This is a genomic window from Idiomarina sp. 29L (assembly GCF_004123135.1).
Lineage (GTDB): Bacteria > Pseudomonadota > Gammaproteobacteria > Enterobacterales > Alteromonadaceae > Idiomarina.
Genome location: NZ_SDJS01000001.1, coordinates 119,279 through 143,115, shown reverse-complemented (window position 1 = coordinate 143,115; position 23,837 = coordinate 119,279). Strand labels below are relative to the sequence as shown.

At 46.9% G+C, this 23,837-nt stretch carries 21 protein-coding genes; 3 read left to right on the top strand and 18 right to left on the bottom strand.

Annotation, left to right across the window (positions count from 1 at the left end):
- Positions 1–8: 8 nt before the first annotated feature.
- Together sohB and EST55_RS00685 are read right to left on the bottom strand one after the other, a co-directional pair.
- Entirely contained in the window at positions 9–1,007 is a 999-nt protein-coding gene (sohB, locus tag EST55_RS00690) for a protease SohB (protein WP_129496158.1), read from the bottom strand.
- Positions 1,008–1,078: 71 nt separating this feature from the next.
- Positions 1,079–3,481, bottom strand: a complete 2,403-nt coding sequence (locus EST55_RS00685) for a VolA/Pla-1 family phospholipase (protein ID WP_129496157.1) — start codon at positions 3,479–3,481, stop codon at positions 1,079–1,081.
- 186 nt (positions 3,482–3,667) lie between these two features.
- Between EST55_RS00685 and EST55_RS00680 the strand changes: the two genes are divergently transcribed.
- Together EST55_RS00680 and EST55_RS00675 are read left to right on the top strand one after the other, a co-directional pair.
- Entirely contained in the window at positions 3,668–4,420 is a 753-nt protein-coding gene (locus EST55_RS00680) for a YciK family oxidoreductase (protein ID WP_129496156.1), read from the top strand.
- Positions 4,421–4,493: 73 nt separating this feature from the next.
- The gene (locus EST55_RS00675; RefSeq protein ID WP_240665219.1) at positions 4,494–5,570 is read left to right on the top strand and encodes a hypothetical protein; all 1,077 of its coding nucleotides are present in this window, start codon (positions 4,494–4,496) and stop codon (positions 5,568–5,570) included.
- Here the strand turns inward: EST55_RS00675 and EST55_RS00670 are convergent.
- From EST55_RS00670 to EST55_RS00615, 12 genes are all read right to left on the bottom strand, one after another.
- A complete protein-coding gene (locus EST55_RS00670) occupies positions 5,521–7,632 on the bottom strand; it encodes an aminotransferase class V-fold PLP-dependent enzyme (RefSeq protein ID WP_129496155.1) in 2,112 nt (703 codons plus the stop codon). The genes EST55_RS00675 and EST55_RS00670 overlap by 50 nt on opposite strands.
- Positions 7,633–7,694: 62 nt before the next feature.
- Positions 7,695–7,907, bottom strand: coding sequence for a (Na+)-NQR maturation NqrM (gene nqrM / locus EST55_RS00665; protein ID WP_088768576.1), 213 nt, complete (start codon positions 7,905–7,907; stop codon positions 7,695–7,697).
- A gap of 2 nt (positions 7,908–7,909) precedes the next feature.
- Positions 7,910–8,836 carry an FAD:protein FMN transferase gene (locus EST55_RS00660; protein WP_240665218.1) on the bottom strand — a complete coding sequence of 309 codons (927 nt, stop codon included), beginning with the start codon at positions 8,834–8,836 and terminating at the stop codon, positions 7,910–7,912.
- 114 nt (positions 8,837–8,950) lie between these two features.
- Complete coding sequence (gene nqrF / locus EST55_RS00655) at positions 8,951–10,177, bottom strand: NADH:ubiquinone reductase (Na(+)-transporting) subunit F (protein ID WP_088769391.1); 1,227 nt, start codon at positions 10,175–10,177, stop codon at positions 8,951–8,953.
- A gap of 46 nt (positions 10,178–10,223) precedes the next feature.
- Positions 10,224–10,832, bottom strand: coding sequence for an NADH:ubiquinone reductase (Na(+)-transporting) subunit E (gene nqrE, locus EST55_RS00650; RefSeq protein WP_100690499.1), 609 nt, complete (start codon positions 10,830–10,832; stop codon positions 10,224–10,226).
- Positions 10,833–10,837: 5 nt separating this feature from the next.
- Positions 10,838–11,470 carry an NADH:ubiquinone reductase (Na(+)-transporting) subunit D gene (locus tag EST55_RS00645; RefSeq protein WP_053952883.1) on the bottom strand — a complete coding sequence of 211 codons (633 nt, stop codon included), beginning with the start codon at positions 11,468–11,470 and terminating at the stop codon, positions 10,838–10,840.
- The gene (locus EST55_RS00640) at positions 11,463–12,239 is read right to left on the bottom strand and encodes a Na(+)-translocating NADH-quinone reductase subunit C (protein ID WP_129496153.1); all 777 of its coding nucleotides are present in this window, start codon (positions 12,237–12,239) and stop codon (positions 11,463–11,465) included. The genes EST55_RS00645 and EST55_RS00640 overlap by 8 nt, the downstream gene beginning before the upstream one ends.
- Positions 12,232–13,434 carry an NADH:ubiquinone reductase (Na(+)-transporting) subunit B gene (locus EST55_RS00635; protein WP_129496152.1) on the bottom strand — a complete coding sequence of 401 codons (1,203 nt, stop codon included), beginning with the start codon at positions 13,432–13,434 and terminating at the stop codon, positions 12,232–12,234. The genes EST55_RS00640 and EST55_RS00635 overlap by 8 nt, the downstream gene beginning before the upstream one ends.
- Before the next feature lie 2 nt (positions 13,435–13,436).
- Positions 13,437–14,777: a Na(+)-translocating NADH-quinone reductase subunit A gene (locus tag EST55_RS00630; RefSeq protein WP_129496151.1), complete on the bottom strand. Its 1,341-nt coding sequence runs from the start codon at positions 14,775–14,777 to the stop codon at positions 13,437–13,439.
- 175 nt (positions 14,778–14,952) lie between these two features.
- Positions 14,953–16,131: an enoyl-ACP reductase FabV gene (gene fabV / locus EST55_RS00625; protein WP_129496150.1), complete on the bottom strand. Its 1,179-nt coding sequence runs from the start codon at positions 16,129–16,131 to the stop codon at positions 14,953–14,955.
- 85 nt (positions 16,132–16,216) lie between these two features.
- Positions 16,217–16,540 (bottom strand): BolA/IbaG family iron-sulfur metabolism protein, encoded by a 324-nt coding sequence (locus EST55_RS00620; RefSeq protein ID WP_053952888.1) that lies wholly within the window; start codon positions 16,538–16,540, stop codon positions 16,217–16,219.
- A 131-nt stretch (positions 16,541–16,671) separates the two neighbouring features.
- Positions 16,672–17,169 (bottom strand): hypothetical protein, encoded by a 498-nt coding sequence (locus EST55_RS00615; protein WP_129496149.1) that lies wholly within the window; start codon positions 17,167–17,169, stop codon positions 16,672–16,674.
- Between the two features lie 118 nt (positions 17,170–17,287).
- On the opposite strand from EST55_RS00615, the gene EST55_RS00610 reads away from it, so the two are divergent.
- Positions 17,288–18,586 (top strand): capsule assembly Wzi family protein, encoded by a 1,299-nt coding sequence (locus tag EST55_RS00610; RefSeq protein WP_129496148.1) that lies wholly within the window; start codon positions 17,288–17,290, stop codon positions 18,584–18,586.
- Here the strand turns inward: EST55_RS00610 and EST55_RS00605 are convergent.
- Genes EST55_RS00605 through EST55_RS00590 form a run of 4 tightly spaced genes read right to left on the bottom strand, consistent with a single transcriptional unit; the run spans position 18,583 to position 23,791 of the window.
- Positions 18,583–19,122, bottom strand: coding sequence for an ABC-type transport auxiliary lipoprotein family protein (locus tag EST55_RS00605; protein ID WP_088768585.1), 540 nt, complete (start codon positions 19,120–19,122; stop codon positions 18,583–18,585). The two genes, EST55_RS00610 and EST55_RS00605, sit on opposite strands and share 4 nt — an antisense overlap.
- Entirely contained in the window at positions 19,112–20,755 is a 1,644-nt protein-coding gene (pqiB, locus tag EST55_RS00600) for an intermembrane transport protein PqiB (RefSeq protein WP_129496147.1), read from the bottom strand. Before pqiB ends, EST55_RS00605 begins: the two co-directional genes overlap by 11 nt.
- On the bottom strand, positions 20,752–21,993 hold the full coding sequence (locus tag EST55_RS00595; protein ID WP_240665217.1) for a paraquat-inducible protein A: 1,242 nt from the start codon (positions 21,991–21,993) through the stop codon (positions 20,752–20,754). Before EST55_RS00595 ends, pqiB begins: the two co-directional genes overlap by 4 nt.
- Positions 21,971–23,791 (bottom strand): sodium:proton antiporter, encoded by a 1,821-nt coding sequence (locus EST55_RS00590; RefSeq protein ID WP_129496145.1) that lies wholly within the window; start codon positions 23,789–23,791, stop codon positions 21,971–21,973. The genes EST55_RS00595 and EST55_RS00590 overlap by 23 nt, the downstream gene beginning before the upstream one ends.
- Positions 23,792–23,837: the final 46 nt, after the last annotated feature.

The following is a 23,837-nucleotide window of genomic DNA, read 5'->3' as shown; positions in this document are numbered from 1 at the left end:
AATGGCGCTTATTGTGCGATGTCTGAACGCGTTAACGACGACTTCAACGTTTGAATGACCGTTGACAGGCCTTTCGCAAAACGCTCACTCATGGGTTTACGAACCACATAATTAAGCTGCAGTACGCTGAACGCCTTGTGTTGCTCAAGTAGCCATGAGTCACTCGTTGTCACCTCGTCGACAAGACCAAGCTCTTTTGCTTCCTGGCCTGACCACACTTCGCCCGTGGCAACTTTATCAATATCGAGCTCAGGACGGTTCTCTTGAACGAACGCCTTAAACTGGCGGTGGATAGCCTCTAAGTCTTGTTTAAACTTACGACGCCCTTCATCCGTATTCTCGCCAAATAACGTTAATGTGCGTTTATATTCACCCGCAGTAAGCTGTTCAAAATCGACATCATGCTTTTTCAGGAAGCGATGGAAGTTAGGTATTTGTGCTACCACACCAATAGAGCCAATAAATGCAAACGGCGCGGCTAACAGCTTGTGACCAACACACGCCATCATGTAACCACCACTTGCCGCTACTTTATCTATGGCCACATTCAGTGTGAGGCCATGCGCCTTAATACGCTGTAGTTGTGCTGCCGCCAAACCATAGCCATTGACAACTCCGCCCCCGCTTTCTAAACGCACGAGAACTTCGTCTTTGTCGGTTGCTAACTGCAAGATAGCATTCACCTCCTGACGCAAGTTATCCACTTCTTTTGCATCCATACTGCCTTTAAAGTCCAGCACAAAAAGACGCTGCTTTTTGTCGTCTGCTGGCTTTTTCTTTTTCAACGCCTTCATCGCCTTCTTGCGAGCTTTTTTATCCATTAGCTCTAGCTTAAGTTGCTCACTCAAGTCCTTAAGCTCTTTCGATAAGTCAGTGACCTGCAGGTCGCCCTTACTCTTCTTTTGCTTCTGAGCCGCTTGTGCCAGCAGACCAACAATAAAGCCTACGGCGATAACAATAATGGCCGCCTTCAACAAAAACGAACCAATATCTATCAGAAACTCCATATACTTCTCCCATACGAAAAAGGCCAGCATAACTGCCGGCCTTTGAATAACGAGTTTTCAATAACCTGAAGTTATTGTACCAAATCTGGATTGCTGATTGTTATTTGCATCATGTCTGAAGCAAACCAGAAGGCAATTTGTTGTTGCATCTCAGCAGTAACTGCCGCAGATGGGCCTGCGTCAACCAGTGATCCGTGCTCTGCATCGCCGCCGAAACGAACAATACCCGATACCGGAGTACCATCCGCCGATGTGGTTGTTTCAGAGATCCCCTCTAAACCGAGCAACGCAGCCAGAGGCTCTGTGCCTGCAAGCGGTTTGTTTTCTAAAGCATTAGGGATAACCGAATCACCGATGGCTTCAATCATGAATACCGGTGTTTCTGAAGCGACGACATCACTTGCGTAGTTAACCGGGTCACCCGAATCAACAACGGTTTGTGCTGCAAATGCAAACTGCTCAAAAGTTGCGTTAATTTGAGCCACTTGCTCAGCAGACGCCTGCTCCATGAAGCCAGCATAGAACTGCTCTAACGTTGCACCACCAGCAATAGCCTGGTCAGCGGCAGCTTTAAAATCAGCATTCGATGAGTAAAGCAGGCTTGCTTTAATTGTTGGACCAAAGCTTTCAGAGGCCAACAGGAAGTTCGCTAAGCTGCCACCTGGCATGCCTAAGCTAGAGGCTTGAACGCTAAACATACCATCGAGCGCTGATAATGGGCTATCTTCACCAAATGACGTGTTAGCCAGCGCGGTGAAACCGGTACCCGCGATAGCACCTAACGAGTGACCAATAAAGTGCACATCCGTACCATCAATTTGCTCACCATCGGCAGCCATGAAGTTATTTAAGCTGACACGCAGGGCAACCAGATCAGTAATTGACTGGCGTAAGTTATCACGCGTTGTCAGCAAACTGCTCAAGTTCATGTAAGTTGTCGCATTTTCTGAGCCTGTTGCTGTAATGTCGAGCTCACCGTCTGCGTCAATATCAAAGCCACGTTCACCGTGTAATGGATGGTCGATTGCTACGGTTGCATAACCTGCAACAGCTAGCGTTCCCGCGATTGCGGCAGCGTTATTTTTTGAGCCGGTGATGCCATGCTGGAAGATAACGACAGGCCAGCCATCAGCTGGTTGGCTTAACGCAGGCAAACCCCGTTGGCTTCTTACGGCATTAGCTGTGGCTAAATCGGGAATAGTGACAAACGCATTTACCGTCTCCGTATCCTGAACCTCAGGTACCGGGTTGTATTTAGTTAAATGACGCTCTTCGTCAACACCCGCCAAATCAATACCGTCCTCTGAGGCAATACATGCCTGTACTATTGAACGAATAACTCCCGCTTTATCGGCTGCGATAGCGTCTTGAGTAATACCCAAACCTAAAGCACCCTCTGGGATTTGGCCACTTTCAATGCCACCAACGATGGTAACAGGGCTGTCACACTTAGCGGTCCAGCGACCCGTTACGGGGGCTGTTGGATTTTCTGCGCTTGGTACAGGCAAGTAGTAAGGAATATCAACCTGACCGCCGTAAACTTTAGCTGAGCTAGCAACCGCCAAGGTAGTTGGGTCGGTAATGCCCGCGCCAGACAGGACGACATCTAAAGTATAGCCCTGCGGCGCAGCTTGCATCACTGGCGGAGCACCTGCCGCAATTTTCTGACCTAATAAAGTTTTCGTCATGCCCAGCACATCACCTACCGACTGAGTGGTAAAGTTTGAGCTATAAATAACGTCTTCAGGGTCTACGCCGAACTGTGCTAAAGCACCTTCGTAGCTGTTAATCAGTGCCTGTAAACTCTGTGCTGAAGGGTCATCAGAAGCTGGCGCTTCACTAACAGGCTCTTTCATTAGCGTGTAGGTCTGTGACGCTTTAACACGACGACCTAAAGAGTCCTGAATATTATCCGTTAAAACGACCAAATAACCTGTCGCTGATTCTAAAGGACGAAGAGGTACAACGGCTAAACTCCCTTCACCTGTTGCTTTAACTGTAAAGTCTGTACCGTGCTGTAACTCTTCGGTCACCGCACAAACAGCTGCTGGGTTAGCTGCAGCACAACCTTCAGAAACAGGTGTTCCGCCTTGTACCGTTTTGAATACTCGAACTGCTCCCTGAGCTTCGACACTGGCAGGATCGACCGACACCTGCTCACCATTTTGGTCAACAGGAAGCGAGAAGTTAAATGCCAGAGTTGAGTGCGTTCCCCAACCGTCTAAACCGTTAATAGCGACCTGCGGGTTAGCTGTATCACTTGGGTCAGCGACCGGAATATTCAAAGTGCCATCCACACTACCGCTTAACAAAATATTCGTCGGCGCTGGTATCGCACCATTCGACGGGTCAAATACAACGCGTGTTGCAGCGACATTCACTTCGTTTTCCGTAATAGGTGCTTCGTCACCGCTTCCGCAACCTACGAGGCTTAGAGCCGAACCGATTGCCAATGGGAGTAGTAATTTCTTCATGAGGTATCCCCAATCCTTTTTTATGTTTTGTTATTCTGTACCTTCTCTTAACGAAATTTATACACCTGTATCAAATAAGATTAAAGGCTTTTTAACGATTTTTCGTTCGTTTGCTGAGAAGTTATTCGAATATCGTTACAATAGCCTACTCACCCGACCACAGTCCAATGGTATTAGAAAACAGTTATGAAAATTAAAACCGTACACGATTACAAAGCGACACCGGACCTTTTGAAAGACAAAGTTATTTTAGTCACAGGTGCTGGCGACGGCATTGGTAAAGAAGCCGCAATAACCTTCGCTAAACACGGTGCGACCGTCATACTATTAGGCCGCACTGTCGCGAAACTCGAAGCCGTCTATGATGCCATTGTTGAAGCGGGGTACCCGCAGCCGGCTATCATTCCTCTGGATTTAAAAGGTGCTACGCCGTCTCACTACCGTGATATGGCGGCAACTATTCAAGACCAGTTCGGTAAACTCGACGGTGTTCTGCATAACGCTGGCTTGCTTGGTATTTTGTCGCCATTTACCCACATAGAAAAAGACAGCTGGGACGAAATAATGCAAGTGAATGTCACCGGCCAATTCGCCATGACTCAGGCGCTTATTCCGGTCATGGAGAAAGCGCCAAGCGCTTCTTTAGTATTCACGTCGTCAGGTGTCGGACGCAAAGGCCGTGCATACTGGGGCACATATTCTGTCAGTAAATTTGCCACTGAGGGTATGGCACAAGTAATAGCAGACGAATACGAGGGCACAAAGCTACGCACGAACGTAATTAATCCCGGCGCAACGCGCACTAGCATGCGTTCAAAAGCTTACCCGGCGGAAGACCCAAAAAGCCTGAAAACACCTTCTGACATTATACCAACGTACCTTTATTTAATGAGTGATGACAGCAAGCACGACAATGGCATTTGTTTTGACGCACAGTAAGTCGCTTTGATGTAGCTCTGGGTTCATTGCGCGTGCTACACTCGCTAGCAACTGTTAATAACGGGTTATAACCATGGCGATGACGAAGCTAATACGAAACGCATGCTGCGCCGCGGCATTATTGAGCGGAGCTTCAACTTTTGGCTCCGCAGCCGCACCGCCAGAGCTCGAGGTACTCGACACAATAAAGGATCAGCTATGGATTGGCATAAGCCCAGTCAGCCGAAATACCATTTGGGTTGCCGGTGAAAACGGAACGGTTGCTCGCTCAACCGATGCCGGAAAAAGCTGGCAGTACTTCCAACCAGGTCCGGCAGACCTTCAGTTTCGTGATATCGAGGCCATTGATGACCGCCGCGCTTATGCCATGAGTGTTGGAAACGGCGGTCAGTCTCGCATTTATTACACCGACAATGGTGGCAACAGTTGGCGTTTACGTTATCGCGGTGAAAGTGATTCTTTCTTCAATTGTATGGCTTTAGCTCCGAGCGGTGAGGCTTGGGTTCACGGCGATAGTGTGGGTGACGAATGGCGTATGGTTCGAAGCGCCGATGGCCGCAATTGGATGCAAGTACGGTCTGCTGTTGCTGAACCTCCTCAATCTAATGAAGGAGGCTTCGCTTCCAGTGGCAGCTGCGCTCGTTTTAATAATGACACCTGGATGATAGCAACCGGTAATGCCGACAAAGCGCGGGTATTAGTTAAAGGCTCTTTCGGTATTCGTTTTAAAGTTATTGACTCTCCGATGCAGGCAGGTCCTATGGCGGGCATTACCAGCGTTTGGCCTGACGATGAAGACAATTTTTATATCGCTGGTGGCTCACTGAGTGAAGAAATCGACGAACAAGAGGCTCCACGCTTGTGGCGCTATTCCAACGAAGAGTTCAAGGCTTTACCTGAGCCTCCTCTTAGCGGTGCGCTATACAGCCTCAGTAAAGTATCTCACGACGGTGACTGGTTACTGACCTCAAACCCGCAAGGTGCGGCCGCGCTAAATATTGCTTCGGGTCAATGGCATCCATTATCTGATAAAAACATCTGGAACATACAATGCCACGGGAATATCAGCTGCTGGTTTGTCGGCAAAGACGGTTTTATCGCTAGACTGCTTTGGCAGCCGGCGAGCTCAAAAGAGCCAAGCCCCCCATAAGATGACGCGTTTGTTTAAAACCGTGGCGCTGTAGAGCATTAGCAACAACGGCGCTCCGGTTTCCCGAACGACAAACACAGATAATGTCCCGGTCTTTTAACTCTTGGTGGTCATGAATGAACTGTATGGCTTCTGTGACAGGGACATTAATGACCTCTGCCGAGCACGGGATATCGGATACGACATGTTCCTGACGCTCTCTTACATCTATCACAACCAGGTCATCCCGACACCAAAACTCATCCGTTTCACCTATTGGTATGTTGACATCGGCACCAGGATCACAATCCCCAATCGTTTCACATAAAGAGTAAACAAGATGATGTTCGGGATCGTCTTTCGGACAAACGAGCGCATTGACAGAGACTAAACTCTGATAGCTATTAAGCGGTGCACTTCCTGAAAAAACGAAATCGGTTTTTACCTCACTTTTTAAGCGAGCAGGCTCACTCAGAACAAACACGGGTTGCTCACCAGCTAACCTAAACAGGCGTCTTTCACCTACTTTAATGCAACCATCAATATCGGTCTGAGCGTCTACCGGAATGGCATCGCAATTGCGTTCATTGAAACCAGGCCAACCAAACACATCATGTGCTTTTGTATCGAGCCTTAAAATCCCTCTTAGTAGCTTTGCTGCTTCAGAAATATCTGAACCTGAATCGGTACTTAAAACCGTCTTAACCTTGTAGCCACGGCAATTAACAATATTCTCTATACGGGCAGACAGTGCGGGGTGTGGATCAATAACAGCTAGCTCTTTTGCCATTTTATCGATCACTAAATAGCAACAATGCGTGTCGTACTTCAGTTGAACGACGCCATCTAAAGCCGCATCATTGTCATTATTGGTATCGGCTATCAGCAAACATGAGTGCTTTAATGCATCCCCTGCTTGCCGAATACGGTAACAAGCTTCATCAATATCTTGTTGCGACGTAGCAGGACCAAACGACATTCGAATCGCGGATTCACTTTGCCAACCATCGAGCCCCATCGCTCTTAATACAAAGCTACCAACGACTTTGGAGCTGCATGCCGATCCCCCGCTCACCCGAATACCACATGCATCAAAAACATCCATAATGTCTCTTGAGGCGACACCTCGCACTGAAAAATTCAGCGTTGTTGGTACACTGAGTTCAAAGCTATGATTAAACACCAGTGTCGGAAATGCGGCTTTTAGACTTTCAGATAGCTGTCGACGGTACTCTTTCAACCTTTGGTCGGAATGCAGTATCTCATTTTCAGTAATAAGTAACTCAAACAACGCATTCAGCGCGGCAATACCAGGTAAGTTTTCAGTGCCGGAGCGTTGCCCTGACTCTTGCCCTCCGCCAATAAGCAAAGGGGTGAATGGTGCCTTTTCACGAACAGCCATGAAGCCGATGCCTTTGGGCCCGTATAGCTTGTGACCTGAAAATGGCGCATAATCTATCGACGTATCATCCAGTGAAAATTGCAATTTTCCTAACGCTTGCACGCAATCAACCATCCACGGTATTGATGCGTTGTGCGTCCTAATCGTACGTTCCAACGCATTCAGGTCTTGGATAACCCCGGTTTCGTTATTCACAGCCATTGTGCATATCATGGCGGCATCACCGACGTGTTTTGCTATAAAATCGAGATCTAAACGGCCGTCTCTGTCTACTGGAATCGCTTTCAATTCTGCGTGCAAACCTAACAGTTCATTCCAGTGTTCCAGCGCTTGTGGAACCGCTTTATGTTCCGTTGCTCCATACAGTAAGTATTTAGCGCTGGGGCGCGTTTTCATGGCGTGCGAAATAGCCGATACAACTGCGGTTTGAATACCTTCAGTGGCTCCGCTGGTAAATATGAGTCGTCCTCGTGCCAAGCCGACGACTTCACGCGCCATTTGTCGTGTGGTATCTAGAATGTAACGAGCTTTGAGACCGGTTATATGGCTACTGGATGGGTTTCCGAATACCGTTTCCATGGTGTGTGAAACGGCTTTAGCGATTTGAGGGAGAACCGGTGTTGTTGCGTTACAATCGAGATACAACTCGTTACCGTTAGTCTGAATATCTATCGGTTTCATTTCTCCCCCACTCGCTTCTACAACAAAAAGTTATATCGTTATAACCTTTATGGGGTTTTTGATCAATTAATCTGATTTTCTTTCCACTGCTGCTCTTTTTTCATACGAGCTTTGCGCTTATCGCAAGGTTCATCGCAATCGCAAGCTTTGTCCATGCCCAGTGAACTAATGCCACCACAGCTACCTGAAATAGATTTGCGTTGCACCATATAACCTATGGCCATTGCCAGAACAACTAAAACAAATAAGGCAAATACCATTAAAAAGGTTTGCATGATTACTCCTGTTTATTGCTCACTAATAAGGGCTTAAACCATTTGCTGGCATATTCTTCAAAACCCTCATCAGTTTTAGAAATCAACATAACTGCGAGTTGATTCTCTTCAGCAAACGCTTTTGCTCTTTCAGTTCCCATCACCAGCAAAGCGGTCGCATATGCATCTGCTGACATTGTATCGTCCGCATAGACCGAAACAGAAACCAAGTTATGCTGTATTGGCTTACCTGTTTCAGGGTCAATAATATGTGAGTATCGACGCCCTTCTTCTTCAAAATAGTTTCGATAATCACCGGAAGTCGCTAACGCGCCTTCTTTAAATTCGACAATTTCCTGGACAGCTCGTTCCGTAGAAATAGGCTTTTCAATCGCCAATTTCCAGTTTTCGTCAGCGGGCTTTCCACCCTTCGCTAAAATTTCACCACCAATTTCAATAAGGTACTGATTAATCCCCAACTGCTCCATTAAGTTTCCAACTTTATCAACGCCATAACCCTTGGCTATCGTTGATAAATCGACATACATTTCGGGGTGAGATTTTATCAATTGATGGTTACTGACACTAAGCTTCTCAAAGCCTACTTTTCCAGAAATAACGGACAGTTCTTCAGCTGTTGGCTGTTGTTCAGGTTTGGCATTAGGCCCGAAGCCCCACAAGTTAACTAATGGCCCCACGGTTATATCGAGCGCACCGTTTGTCTGGCGAGCAATTTCCAGCGCTCGGCTAACCACTCTTTCTAAATCACGGCTAATAACAACCGGGCTTGTACTTGATAGCTGATTGAACTGTGACAATTCAGAGTTTGGATCGTAAGTCGACATTTGGGCGTTGACGCGCTCTAGCACGGTGTCGACTTTCGTTTGAATCTTGTCCGCTGAATGTCGCGGATCTTTACTAAATAGGACAACACTATAGGTTGTTCCCATTGTTTCGCCCCTAAACTCAATCCGCTCCGGCGCGTCTGAGCAAGAGACTAAAAAGGCTAGCCCTAAAAGAGCTAGCCATAATTTTACAATCGATAATTTCGACAGCATCACCAATTAACCACCGAAGTCATCTAACATAATGTTTTCATCTTCGACACCCAGATCTTTCAACATGTTAATACATGCTGCGTTCATAACCGGCGGTCCACACATGTAAAACTCACAGTCTTCCGGAGCTTCGTGATCTTTCAAATAACGCTCGAATAAAACGTTATGAATGAAACCTGTGTCACCATCCCAGTTGTCTTCTGGTTGTGGGTCAGACAAGGCAACATGCCATTCGAAGTTATCATTCTCTTCTTGCAGCATGTCGAAGTCTTCAACATAGAACATCTCACGCAGTGAACGTGCACCGTACCAGAACGTGATTTTACGGTCAGTGTTTAGACGACGTAACTGGTCAAAGATGTGCGAACGCATTGGCGCCATACCTGCACCACCACCAATGAAGACCATTTCAGCTTCGGTTTCTTTAGCGAAAAACTCACCAAATGGGCCAGAAATAGTCACTTCATCACCTGGCTTAAGGCTGAAGATATACGAAGACATTTTACCCGCTGGCAAGCTCAAGTCATTCGGTGGCGGTGTCGCACAACGAACGTTCAGCATAATGATGCCTTTTTCTTCAGGGTAGTTTGCCATTGAGTATGCGCGAACAACTTCTTCGTCAACTTTAGACTCAACGTCCAAGAAGCCAAAGCGTTCCCAGTCACCACGATATTCTGGTGCAATATCGAAGTCTTTGTACTTAACATGATGCGGTGGAGCTTCAATTTGAATGTAACCACCAGCGCGGAAAGGCACTTCTTCACCTTCCGGTAACTGCACAACGAACTCTTTGATAAAGGTTGCCACGTTATCGTTTGATTTAACGGTACAATCCCATTTTTTAATACCGAAAATTTCTTCCGGCAGTTCAATTTTCATGTCTTGTTTAACGTTGACCTGACAAGACAGACGCACACCTTCACGTGCTTCACGCTTAGTAATATGGTCAAGTTCGGTTGGCAGAATATCACCGCCACCTTCTTTAATAGTGACTCGGCACTGACCACAAGAGCCACCGCCGCCACAGGCCGAAGATACAAAGATGCCCGCGTTGGCCAGTGCGCCTAACAGTTTAGTGCCTGGCTGCGTTACGATCTTCTTCTCTTCGTCTTCGTTAATCAGGATTTCTACATCGCCCTGCGGTACCAACTTTGATTTGGCGAACATGATGATCGCCACCAAAATCAGTACGATGATGGTAAACATCCCTACACCGAGCGCTATCAGAGTAATATCCATCGATTCGTACCTTTAACGTTTACTGATTCAACACACTGGATTAAAGAGATACGCCGGAGAACGACATAAAGCCTAAACCAATCAAACCTACTGACATGAAGGTTGCGCCTAAGCCACGCAAACCATCAGGTACATCGGCATATTTGAGTTTTTCACGCACAGCAGCAAGCGCGACAATCGCTAAACACCAGCCAACGCCACTACCAATACCGTAAACCACTGACTCACCAAAGTTGTAATCACGTTCAACCATGAACGAGACACCACCAAAAATGGCACAGTTAACGGTAATTAACGGCAGGAAAATACCCAACGCGTTATATAAAGCCGGCACGTATTTGTCCAAAGCCATCTCCAGAATTTGAACCAATGCCGCTATCACACCGATAAAGGTTAAGAAACGCAGAAAGCTTAAGTCTGCATCTGGAAAACCAGCCCATTCTAATGCGCCTGGCGCCAGTATGTTGTGATAAACCAAGTTATTAACCGGCACCGAAATACCCAGTACGACGATAACCGCAACACCCAGACCAAAGGCCGTTTTAACTTTCTTAGAAACCGCAAGAAACGTACACATTCCTAAGAAGAAAGACAGTGCCAGGTTTTCGATAAAAATCGCTCGAATAAACAAGTTAATATACTGTTCCATGGCCCTTACTCCTTAGGTTCGACTTGTTCTGTACGGAAAGTACGAAGTACCCAAATGAATCCGCCAATAATGAAGAACGCACTTGGTGGCATTAGCAACAAACCGACTGGTTCATACCAACCGCCTTCTGATGCTAGTGGCAGAATTTGTACATCGAACAAGCTACCTGAGCCGAACAGCTCTCTTATGAAACCAACCACCAACAGCACAACCGAGTAACCGAGACCATTACCGATACCATCCAGTAACGACATGAATGGAGTGCTCTTCATCGCATACGCTTCAGCACGCCCCATGACGATACAGTTGGTGATAATAAGACCCACGAATACCGACAGCTCACGAGAAATTTCATAAGCATAAGCTCTCAACACTTGGTCAACCACAATAACCAAGCTCGCGATGATGGTCATTTGTACGATAATCCGCACACTCGAAGGAATGTGATTACGGATAATCGAGATAAAGAAGTTAGATGCAGCAACAACTGCAGTTAGTGCGATACACATAACCAAGGTGTTGCTCATTTTTGACGTCACCGCCAATGCAGAGCAAATACCCAGTATTTGCAACGCAATGGGGTTATTCGCGAAGATTGGCCCGAACAATACGGACTTCATTTCTTTTGCACTAGCCATTTGTCAGCTCCCCTTTGCGAAGTTTATCAAGCAATGGGCCGTAAGCTTTGTCGCTCATCCAAAAATCGATAAGTGCATCTACGCCATTGCTGGTTAAAGTAGCGCCAGAAAGCGCATCAACTTCGTGCTCACCTGAAGCACCACCTTTAACCAAATCAAACTTCACTTTTCCATCGTCACCGTAAAGCTCTTTGCCTTCCCAGGTTTTAACCCAGCTAGGATTAGTGATTTCGCCACCTAAGCCCGGTGTCTCTGAGTGTTCATAGAAGTGAACGCCACGTACGGTGCTCATATCATCTTCTAAAGAGATTAAGCCGTACATAGTGCCCCATAACCCCTGGCCACGGATATGCAGTACCGCACCGTTGCGCTCACCTGCTTCGTTCATAACCAAATAAACTTCAGTCATGTTTTCCATGGTGCCCAAACCAGCGATATCTTCACTTTTATCAAGCTTTGTGCTGGTTTCAGGGTCGTTAGCAGCCTTGCGGTTATCAAACTCTTTTGGGTCTTTATCTTGCATGACTTGATAGTCTTTAAGACTGACAACCAATGCGTTAATACGCTCGTCATACACCGCAGGAATATCCATCCCTGACTCCAAAATACCCGCTGCATTTAGAATGTTACGTTGCATTGCCAGCGCCGCATTCTTCTCTTGCATTGGTTTTAGTGCCACGGCTGATCCTGCTACTAAAATAGAGCACACCAAACACAGCGCCAGCACGACACCTATCGTTTTGCCTAAGCTTTCGTTCTTATTAGACATTGCGTGCTAACCTCCGTTTAATGTTTGCCTGTGCTACAAAGTAGTCAAACAGCGGTGCAAAAACGTTCGCGAACAAGATAGCCAGCATAATACCTTCCGGGAATGCCGGGTTAATGACACGAATCATCACCGTCATGAAACCAATTAACAGACCGTAGGCGAATTTACCTTTATTGGTGAACGACGCGGATACCGGATCGGTTGCCATAAACATCATTGCAAAGGCGAAACCACCCAACACTAAGTGCCAGTACCAAGGCATTGCGAACATTGGGTTGGTATCACTACCAATAAGGTTGAGCAAACCTGAGAACAACACCATACCAACAAAGACACCAGCAACGATACGCCACGATGCAATGCGGAAGTAAATAAGCGCTAAACCACCGATAAGAATCATCAGTGTTGAAACTTCACCGACAGAGCCCTGAATGTTGCCTAAGAACGCATCCCACCAAAGCGCCGTGTCACCATAATTTAGGTTACCTAACGCTGCAGCACCCAAGTTGGTTGCACCAGAGAAACCGTCTACAGCCGTCCAGATAGAGTCACCTGACATGCTTGCCGGGTAAGCAAAGTATAGAAATGCACGACCGGTCAATGCTGGGTTCAGGAAGTTACGACCTGTACCACCGAAGATTTCCTTACCGATAACCACACCGAAAGTGATACCTAGCGCAACCTGCCATAAAGGCGTTGTTGCCGGTAAAATCAACGAAAACAGTACAGAGGTAACGAAGAAACCTTCGTTAACTTCGTGCTTACGAATGGTCGCAAACAGAACTTCCCAGAAACCACCGACAATAAAGGTTACCGCATAAATAGGTAGGTACCAGCAGGCGCCATACCACATTTTGGTTCCCCATCCAGCGTCAGCGCCAAACTCACCACCTAATAAGTGGAACAAACCGACTTGCCATGCGTCAGATAATGCATAGCCGTCCGCTAGTGCGATAGCCGCTTGGTTACCGACGTTATACATTCCCCAGAACATAGCCGGAAATGTCATCATCCACACCAAAATCATGATGCGTTTCAAGTCGATGCGATCACGCACGTGTGTACTAGATTTAGTCACTGTACCCGGCGTGTATAAAATTGTGGCTACCGCTTCGTAAAGCGCATACCACTTCTCGTATTTGCCGCCTTTCTCAAACTGCGGCTCAATACGTTCAAGAGTATCTTTCAAGCTCATGGTTAGCCTTCTTTCTCAATCTTAGTGAGACAATCACGCAACACCGGTCCATACTCGTATTTACCGGGGCAAACGTAGGTGCACAGTGCCAGATCTTCTTCGTCTAACTCTAAGCAGCCCAATTGTTGACCTTCATCTGTGTCACCAGATAGTAAGTCGCGCAGTAATAAGGTTGGCAGAATATCCAAAGGCATAATGCGTTCGTAGTTACCAATTGGCACCATTGAACGTGACGAACCATTCATTGAGGTTGTCATGCTGAACAATTTCTTCGGATTAAAATGCCCCGCGTAAGCTCGGGTAACTGAGTGTAAGTCTGAGCCCGGGCGTATCCAACCAAGAAACTCTTTGTGATCACCTTCAGGAATGACGCTGACTTGGTTATGGAAACGACCTAACCACGCATGTGCTTCATCGGCTGTATGACCATGCAGAACAGAACCAGAAATAATGCGCTGGTTGTCGCCAGCTAATTCACCATCAGTCAGTTCGTGCAAATTAGCGCCCATACGAGTACGCAATAAGCGAGGTTCTTTAACACCTTCACCGCCTAATGCGACCATGCGATCAGTAAAGATTTCACCGGTAGTGAACAATTTACCGTAAGCAATAACGTCCTGATAGCCAATGTGCCAAACGGGACGCTGCAAGCTTGCAGGCTGTAAGAAGTGAATATGAGTACCCACTAAACCTGCCGGGTGTGGTCCCTGGAAAGATTCCAGAGTAACGTCAACATCGCCAGTATCAACTTCGGCATCGCCAGCTTTCGCTACAAACAGTTTGCCTTCTGTCAGGTTTGATAATACTTTCAAACCATCGATAAATGCTTGTTTGTGTTCACCAATGAAGGCCGTTGGATCGCCAGCCAATGGGTTCGAGTCCATTGCATTAACGAAGATGGCAGTAGCCTCTGCATCCAAAGCCGGAGCCTTGCTGTAAGGACGTGTACGCAGTGCTGGCCATTGGCCCGATTCGACCAGTATCTCCTGCACTTTTTCACGACCGAGCGAGGTCAGTTTATCGCTTTCGAACTTATCAAAGGTGACTTGCTCTTCACCATCCAGTTCGATAACTACTGCTTGTAAAACACGACGCTCACCACGCAGAATGTCTTTAACTACACCAGCTCCGGGAGCAGTGTATTTGACACCAGGGTTTTTCTTATCCTCGAAAATCATTTGACCTTTTTTAACGCGATCATCGACTTTCACGTGCATGGTTGGGCGCATACCCACGTATTCTTCACCTAGGGTAGCAACCGTTGTTACGGCCTTACCGTCGGATAACTTTTGCTGGGGCGCCCCTTTGATAGGGATGTCCAGCCCTTTTTTGATCGTAATCATATGCGTTTGCACTACTCGTTAAGGGAAGATTCATCACAACCAGTCATAAACGACTGAAACCTGAAAAATCAAAAAGTTACCGGCATAACTTTCCCCAGCTAGGGGTCTTTTTTGCCGGTAACTTGAAACGTTTTCCACACTTATCGTCGGAATTTTAGCATTTTTCCTACAACGCTTACCAGTTTACTTTTGGATTTACATCAGCATCGTAGTCAACATTCTCAAAACCAAAGCCAAACAGGTTTAAAAAGTCGTTGTGGTAACCTTCGTAGTCCGCTAAATCGTGGAAATTTTCCTGGGTCACCTTATCCCAAAGCGCTTCCACTTTAGCTTGTGTTTTATCATTGGTTTCATAACCATCCATGTGAAGGCGCCCTGCATCGTCAAGCTCTGGGTTTTCAGCATAAAGCCCCTCAGTGAACAATCGATAAATTTGCTCAATACAGCCTTCGTGCGTACCCTCTTCTTTCATTACGCCATAGATTAGCGAAATATAAAGCGGCATAACCGGTATCGCTGAGCTGGCTTGTGTTACCAGGGCTTTTAACGAAGACACGTAAGCTTTCAGGTTAACGTCTTTATAAGTGTCATCTAGCGCAGATGAGGCTCTGTCGAGATCTTCTTTTGCACGACCAATCGTTGCATGACCATAAATAGGCCAAGTCAATTTCTTACCGATATAGGTATAAGCGGTTGTCTGACAGTCATTCGCCAGAAGGTCTGCATCGTGCAGAGCTTTAATCCAACGCTCCCAGTCTTCACCACCCATGACTTTTACGGTATTTGCAATATCCTCATCAGTCGCCGGGTCAAGTGTCACTTCGTGCACCTGATCTTTATCGGTATTATAGGTTTTAGTCGTATATTGCTTGCCAATTGGCTTAAGCACAGAGCTATAAAGCTCGCCGCTTTCAGGATCTTTGCGTTTAGGTGACGCTAAGCTATAAACAACAAGATCAATTTTGCCCATGTTGTCTTTGATGTACTCGATGCTCTCTTGTTTTATTTCATCTGAGAACGCATCACCATTGATTGAGTGGAATTTAAGACCTTCTTTCTCAGCTTCCTGATGGAAAGCAGCAGTGTTGTACCAACCTGCGGTGGCGGTTTTCTTTTCTGTCGGTTCTTTTTCAAAACACACGCCAAGCGTATGTGCTTGACCACCAAAAGCGGCGGTAATGCGCGACGCTAACCCATAGCCAGTGGAGCACCCAATGACAAGCACATTTTTCGGTGCGTTTTCGATAGGAGGTTGCTGCTTGATATAACTAATTTGACGTTTTACATTCTCGGCACAGCCGACCGGATGCGCGTTTGTACAAATAAACCCTCTGATTTTAGGCTTAATAACCATGTCGATATGTTCCCTTTTTCCGGATTATTTCCCCCATTGTAACCAATGAAAGCGCAGGAACACATCAGACATGCTTAATTTTTCTTTAATGCGCTGCGACTTTCGAGCCGCCCATGCAATTAGGCGAACGTGGTGCCGTTCCAGAAACCTGTTCCCACTCGCCTTCGGTATAAGTGTGCAGCGCCAGCGCATGGATATCATTCATTAGCTCATCGGCTAAAATTTTATTCACTGCCCGGTGTCGATTAATCAGTCTTTCGCCACTAAACTTGGGCGTTACCAACACAACTTTGAAGTGCGACTCTGCGTTAGGGCCACCTGAGTGCATATGACTTTCATCCTGCACCTCGAGGTGCACCGGTGCAAACGCATCGCGAAGTTTATTTTCAATTTTTAAGCTTACTGACATGGCTTTTCTCCTGCACTCAATGCCTTAATATCTAGTCTAGTAGACTCCTGTTCGTTCGCAGGAGTTTTTTTGGCTTATTACCCTAACTCTACGAAAAATCGGCAAATAAAGTTTGCTGTTGTTTGTTTGATTTAATCTGAGTCGTCAACCGCCACATGACATATTTGGTCAGACGACGACAAGAACGCAACCATAGGAAATACCGCATCCGCAAGCTCCCCTTTTGATGCGCTTGCCGGCATCGCAACGTAGTAACGCTGCGCACTGACATTACCGTCTTTTTGCCACAATAATGTTGGTTGACCGGACATTGGTTGGTCAGACACGGGTTGGTTAGACAAGAGTTCCGCCAGTTTCTCCAACCCCTCATCTCTGTAGGGCGGAAACGCAGTCGGTTCACCGGAACCACGCCAGCCTCGCAACTCACTTTCCGATGCAAGCAAGTCTTCATTTACCCGGTCACGACAGAAACTCAATTCAATAACAGAACGACTAATTTGCCATTCGCGGTTTGGCAGCACCTGCTGGTCCAGCGAAATGATTTCGCCCTCTTTTAAGGTATTTGTTTTTTTCGGCTCACAACCTACCAGCACCAACAAAGCCATTAACGCAAATAACCCACTTCTCATTCTTCTACCCCCGTCTTTTGCGTGCGTATTATAACGTAACAGTACCAATAAACCGTTGTCTTCGTGTTAAAAGTTCTGGCACTATATACTGCAATTCTAATAACGAAACTGTCTGTGAATGCACTTCATAAAACATACATCTTTAGCGGCTGCTTTATGCATTGTCGCTGCAACACCTTCTTACGCTTCGGTATGGATTGAAGCGAGCGATGTTGAGTTACGCAACAGCCTTATTGTGTTAGCTGAGTCAGGCTTAATAGAAACGCCCATTCAGCAATACCCTGTTGCCTGGAAGAGTATTTTACCGCAATTAGATGCACTCGATCCTAGCAAACTCTCAAACACCCAAAAGTTAGCACTTCAGCACGTTCGACACAGCTTGTCACAAGCGCAAAGCGGTCCAAAAACACGCTGGTATATTGCAACTACCGACAGTGAAAACATTGTGCACGACTACGGCGACGACACTTACGAAGAGGGCAAAATTAGCCTGAGCCGCACCATGCATGGAGAACGATGGGCTGCGCGTCTGCAGGTCAATTATCGCCAGGATCCTTTTGAGGACGACCATAAGAAGACATTAGACGGCAGTTACCTTGCTTATAACCTAAATGACTGGAGCTTTAGTGTTGATGCATTACCGTTACGCTGGGGCCCGGCCGAGCACAGTAGCTTGTTGTTCTCCAACAACGCACGCCCCATTCCTAAAATACGTATAGATTATGCTCCGGACTACCCTCCGGCAGGCATGGCGCCGTTCAAAATCAGTTTATTTAGCGGCTACCAGGACGATGGTTACAGTAATCACTACCAAACTTATGGCATTCGCTTTTCCAGCCAATTTTTAAATAAGTTGTGGTTCGGTATTAGTGCTTTAGAGCAACGGAAAGACAATATCAGGAACCGAATGCTTACCGCAGATGCCAGAACCGGTTTTAACTGGGGCAAGCACCAGTTTTCTGCCTATGCGGAAATTGGTATTGATAAACAGCTGGAAAGTGATGACAAGCCAGCCTATACGGTGGGCGGCCAATGGATGATGGGCTCTGACAGCGTTCGTCACAGCGTTACTGTCGAATACAGTCAGTTAGACGGCGGCAATGAGCATAACTTTTATTCGACGAATCAGGCAGGAAGGCAGTACTTTTTAAGCCACCAGAGAAACCCGGGCTCACCTTTTCCCAAAGGAAGTCAAACAGCGTCTTTCAGTTATCGTCAGTTTTCAAATGATGGTTCCGCCTGGACCGTGTTAGTCAGTCGTAGTAATAACGACGGGGCCGACAGCACATCACGCGCTTTAATTCGTCGCACACAACCCGTCTGGAACAGTTTAGTCCGGTTATCCGTTCAATACCTTGACTCACCTGTCATTGATCAAGACGTGGGCGTTCAACTGAGTTGGGAGTGGCGATTTTAATCGCCGCTCATAGACCCCACTGCCAGACTAATTGTGTCCATGCTATGCAGCCAGGCTTCATCCAACGCACTCACTAAAGCAGGATAGCCGTCAGCTTTTAAAGGCACTTTTTCGGTAAATGTTCCTCTGACAGTATTCTCACTGCTCGCCATCTCGTACTGCCAATGCCCAGCAACCACCGCATGTGAATCATAACTTCCATAAAAGTCGTCAATCATCACCGTTAAAAAGCCGCTGCAATCATCGTTCAGCATTAAATGCTGGATACTACGCTGTAACTGATTCGACAACGGTGTGCTCCAGCGATGCTGTTTTGCGGTATGCCAGCGCGTTTCATCCTGCTGAATTTGAATCCCCATTTTGGACGCAGCCTCACCAACGACAACGTTACGCTGTGAAGCTGGGCAAACCGCATCGACCGACTGACTCAAATGCGGAAGTCGGTATTGCGTGATGTTATAGCTTTGGCTAGAGCAGCCGGCTAAAAAGACCACCGCTGAACTTACCGAGCCGATAAGTATTCTTTTAATTTTCATAAGCTTTTGGCTCCGGATCGGGTGTTACTGACGGACTGAAAATAAGTGAATTCGGTTGCTGCTGAAGCTGTTCAATAACTGGCTGTAAGTCTCTTGAGAGCTTTTCAACTTCGCTTAAGGTCTGGTTCAACTGCCGACGCGTTGGTGAATCACCACTTAAGCTACCGGTTAGCTCTTGCAATTGCTCTAAGTTTTGCTTCAGTAATTTCGGAAGCTGGTTTATTTCAGGCTGCTCAAGCACTTGCGCCAGTGATACTGAAATACCATTTAATGTGTTTGCGGTTTCATCGACAGACTGCATCGCCTGTGAAAAGTCCGACAAACTGCTTTCTAGCGGGAGTTGGTTAAACTTATCCATGAGTTGCGTTAGCTTTTCTTCCAAACGCGTAAAATCACTGGCCATAGCTGGCATAACCGGGTAGCCGGCAAACCGCTGCTCAGTATCAACAGACTCAGCATCGGAATAAAAACTAACATCGACAAACAAGGTGTTTGTCAGCAAGTTTGACGCACGTATATTGGCGCGTAACCCTTGCTTAAATAACTCAGGCAGGCGCTTTTCCCAGGCGTTAATATCAATATCGGCAACAAGACCACGCAAACGCTCGGGTTCAAAACGAATGAGAATAGGAATGCGCTTTAAAGGAGCCTGATCATTCTCGTCCGGGAACCAGCGTAGCGGCACTTCTCTGACCGTTCCGACACGCACACCTTTAAACTGAACCGGTGCGCCTTTATCCAGCCCGGCTATCGATTCGTCGAGCAATACCACATAATCGATGCCATGTATAAAGCCTTGTTGTTTCGCTTCTTCTAAGCTGTTAAATAGTTCAAAACTCGTTGATTGCTGGAGCTTATCGCCCCGCGGCTGACCGTCCGGCACGCCAAAGGTGATTGCTGCACCCAATAAGGAATCGATGGAACCAAGCGCCAGATCAATGCCCTGAGAGTTCCACTGTACTGATACGCCACGCTGTAGCCAGAAACGGGTATTTTCTGTAAGCAGCTCGTCATAGGGCGCTCTCACAAAGACCTGGTAACGGCTTTCACGTTTATCCACCAAAAACTCGGTTTGCTCAACTTGGCCAACGGTAAAGCCTTGATATTGCACTGAGTCTCCAACAGCCACTTGAGTTTGACCATCGCTCACCAATGTCAGTCGCTTACCCGGCGTTTCCTGGGGTGTCACAGGCGGGTTTTCTAGCGCTGAGAAATGTGACTGAAAGTCACCTCCGTCACCCGGTTGCAATTGAATATAAGCACCGGACAATAAAGTCCCCAAACCACTCACACCGCGACGCCCAATTCTAGGTTTCACCACCCAAACTTCCGTGTCACTGTTCAGCATTCGTTCGGTGTTTTCGTTCATTGACACTTCAATGACCGCTTCTTTAAAGTCATCAGACAGCCGCACTTCCGTTACTTGCCCAACATCAACATTACGTACTTTCACCCGAGTTTTGCCGGGCTCAATACCCTCAGCATCTGACACCGATATGGTAATCGTTGGCCCCGCACCACTGGTGTCCTGCCAAACCATCCAGCCCGCAACAAAAAATGCAACGAGAGGCACTATCCATACTGGTGACAGTATTTTCAAGCGACTGATTTTCGCAACATCGGGGTCTGTCATTTTTTTGCCTCACGCCAAAATAAACGGGTGTCAAAACTCATTGCCGCTAACATTGTTAGAACCACAGCGGCACCAAAGGCAATAGCTGCAGAACCGGGATAAACTGACATGACAGTCCCGCTTCTCACTAACGCAACCAATATAGCCACAACAAAAATATCTATCATTGACCAACGACCAATCCAGTCGGTTATTTTATATAAGACCAACCTATGATTAACCGCTTGCGGTGTTTGCCATCGGGCCAATGCCATTAATCCCAATAACGCCAGTATCTTTGCGACAGGTATCACTAAACTGGCAACAAAAACAATCACAGCAATAGGGGCATCTCCAGACTGCCAAAGCTCAACAACCCCTCCAATAATCGTTGACGGTTGAGCGTCACCAAAACGCACCGTTTCCATTATCGGTAGCCAGTGCGCCGGAACCAGTAATACCGCAGCAGCGACAATTAATGCCAGTGTCGCTTGTGGGGAACGCCACCAATGTCTATCTATATCATCTCCACAACACGGACAGTCGGATACACCAAAAGGCACCACTCGGTGACATACCTCACAAACTTTATAGCCTTGCTCATGCGCTGTCACCCCTGCTTTTACATCCCTTGAAGGAGTCGTTCTCTTCCCAACCACAGACCATAAGTTCATCGTGTTAACCAAGTAATAGGTCACCAATAAAAACACAACGAACCCGCAAAATAACCAAAAACCCAGCTTTAATTGAACATTAGCAAGCCCGGAAATTTTTATCAGAGAAATTAGCGTTCCCAGCAGAAAAACATCCACCATAAGCCAAGGTTTTACGTGCGCGCTTAATCGCAAGCAATAACGAGCCATAGCTGACGCGTTCATGTTTATCGCAACAAACACAGCGATAAGACAGAACAAATACAGTAAGGGATACAAAATAACGGTAAGTAAAACAATGACAGCCAGCAACTTTTCATGAAAATAAGACAGCTGCCATGCTGCATCGAGCAGTGTCATTGACTGAGTTAGCCCTGAGCTATCGTATTGAATAAAGTCCAGCGTTAAGGCAAAAACAAGTAACAGAATAGCGGTCACAGAGTAGGCCAGTAGACGATCCACTCGGTATTCAGTTTGACTAAGTAGCGTGTAACCACAACGCGTGCATTGGGCTTTTTCACCCGTTTCAAGCCCCCCGATACGACTGATCAAGTCGCATCGAGGACAGCCCAATAGTTCCGGATCAGTTGGTGTTTGACTTCTCACTCTCAGACTCATCGCTTTCCGTCGATATCATCGCTATCACCGTCCAGCCTGGCTGCGGAATCAGCTCGCGCTCAGTTGTGAAAATATGCAGTTTTTCAGTTTCATCAATCGCAAACATTGGCAGCGCCCTCGTGCCATACTTTTGCTGATAGTCCGCAAAACTAAAGCTGTCTGTAATAGGCGTGGACTTAATTTTCGCGCCCTGAAAGTGAAGACTCGCTAACTTCGAGTAAGTCACACTCTCACCAAATAAGTTAAGAGTCTTACGGTAACTTTCAGTGAGTTGATGACTTGCTCGGTAGTCTTGTTCTCCACCATTTAAACCATGCACTTTATTCGACCCAAACCAGTCCTGATAATACATTGAAACTAACGGGTTTAACTGCTTATAGGGTGACATGACCAGCAAACGTCCCAAGCCGGTTAAGTCAATATTGTTCGAAGCGTGCTCAGACGCCGGATTACCGAAATACACTGGCAGGTTATCCATACGCGCCAGTTTAATATTCTCCCAGTTGGTGTCAGCCAGGCGTACATTCACACCACTTTCCTGCAACGCTTTACCCACTGCGCGGGCCATTTGGTTAGCCCCGAAAATTAAGAAGCCTTTTGCCGCTGGCTCCAGAAGCCCCAGCATTCTAGCCAATGGTTTAGCCGTTAAGCTTTGCAGTACTACTGTGGTCATAATGACCACAAACACCAACGGCACAATAGCCGCCGCTTCCTGCCAGCCCGACTCTTCCATTTTTAAGGCAAAAAGTGCAGAAACCGCGGCGGCGACAATACCTCGGGGAGCAATCCAGGACAGTAGCACCTTATCTTTAAACCTGAGCTCTGTCCCTATTGCAGAAAGCCAAACGGCTAACGGACGCACGGCAAATAAGATGATCGCGATAAGAATCACTGCCGGCATGCCCAGCGCATCGAATTCAGAAAAATTCAGGCGAGCCGCCAAAATAATGAACAACGCAGAAATAAGAAGCACACTGAGCGTTTCTTTGAACTCTAAAATTTCTTCCATATTCAGGTTGCGCGTATTCGCCATGACCATGCCCATAACCGTCACGGTTAACAAGCCCGATTCATGCTGAATCGCGTTCGATAGTGCAAACACACCAAGAACAATGGTGAGAGTCGCCACATTTTGTAAATAATGTGGGAACCAACCACGGCCTAACGCTAACCCAAGCATTCTTGCAGCGCCCCAACCTAACGCGAAGCCAATAGCCACTGTTGTTGCAAAGGCTTGCAGCGCGTGCAAAAAGGCAACGTCCTGACTGGCGATAATAAATTCATACACTAATACCGCCAGTAATGCCCCCAGCGGATCAATAATAATCCCTTCCCAACGGAGAATGTTCGCCAGTTTATTAATTGGTCGAATAGAACGTATCATTGGCTGAATAACAGTAGGGCCGGTGACGACAACCAACGCACCAAAAAGCGCCGAGATCTCCCAGCCATATCCCATGATGAAGTGCGTTAGTACCGCAATAACCACAAAAGTGACTAACATGCCCACACTGACCAGGTTAGTCACCATGCGGCCGTGCCCACGTATTTCTTCAAACTTCAATGTCAAACTGCCTTCAAACAGAATGACAGCAACGGATAAAGACACAAAAGGAAACAGCAAATCATCGAATAGCGCATCAGGGTTTAAAAGCCCCAGCGTCGGTCCAAGTACCAAGCCGCAGATAAGCAGCGGCAATATGGCTGGCAGTTTAATTCGCCAAGCCAACCATTGGCAGCTAATGGACAGCACACCAATTAACGCTAACAATGATAATTCCGACATAAATTCTCCGCATATAGACAGTCGTTTTTAGAATAGCAGAAGCTAA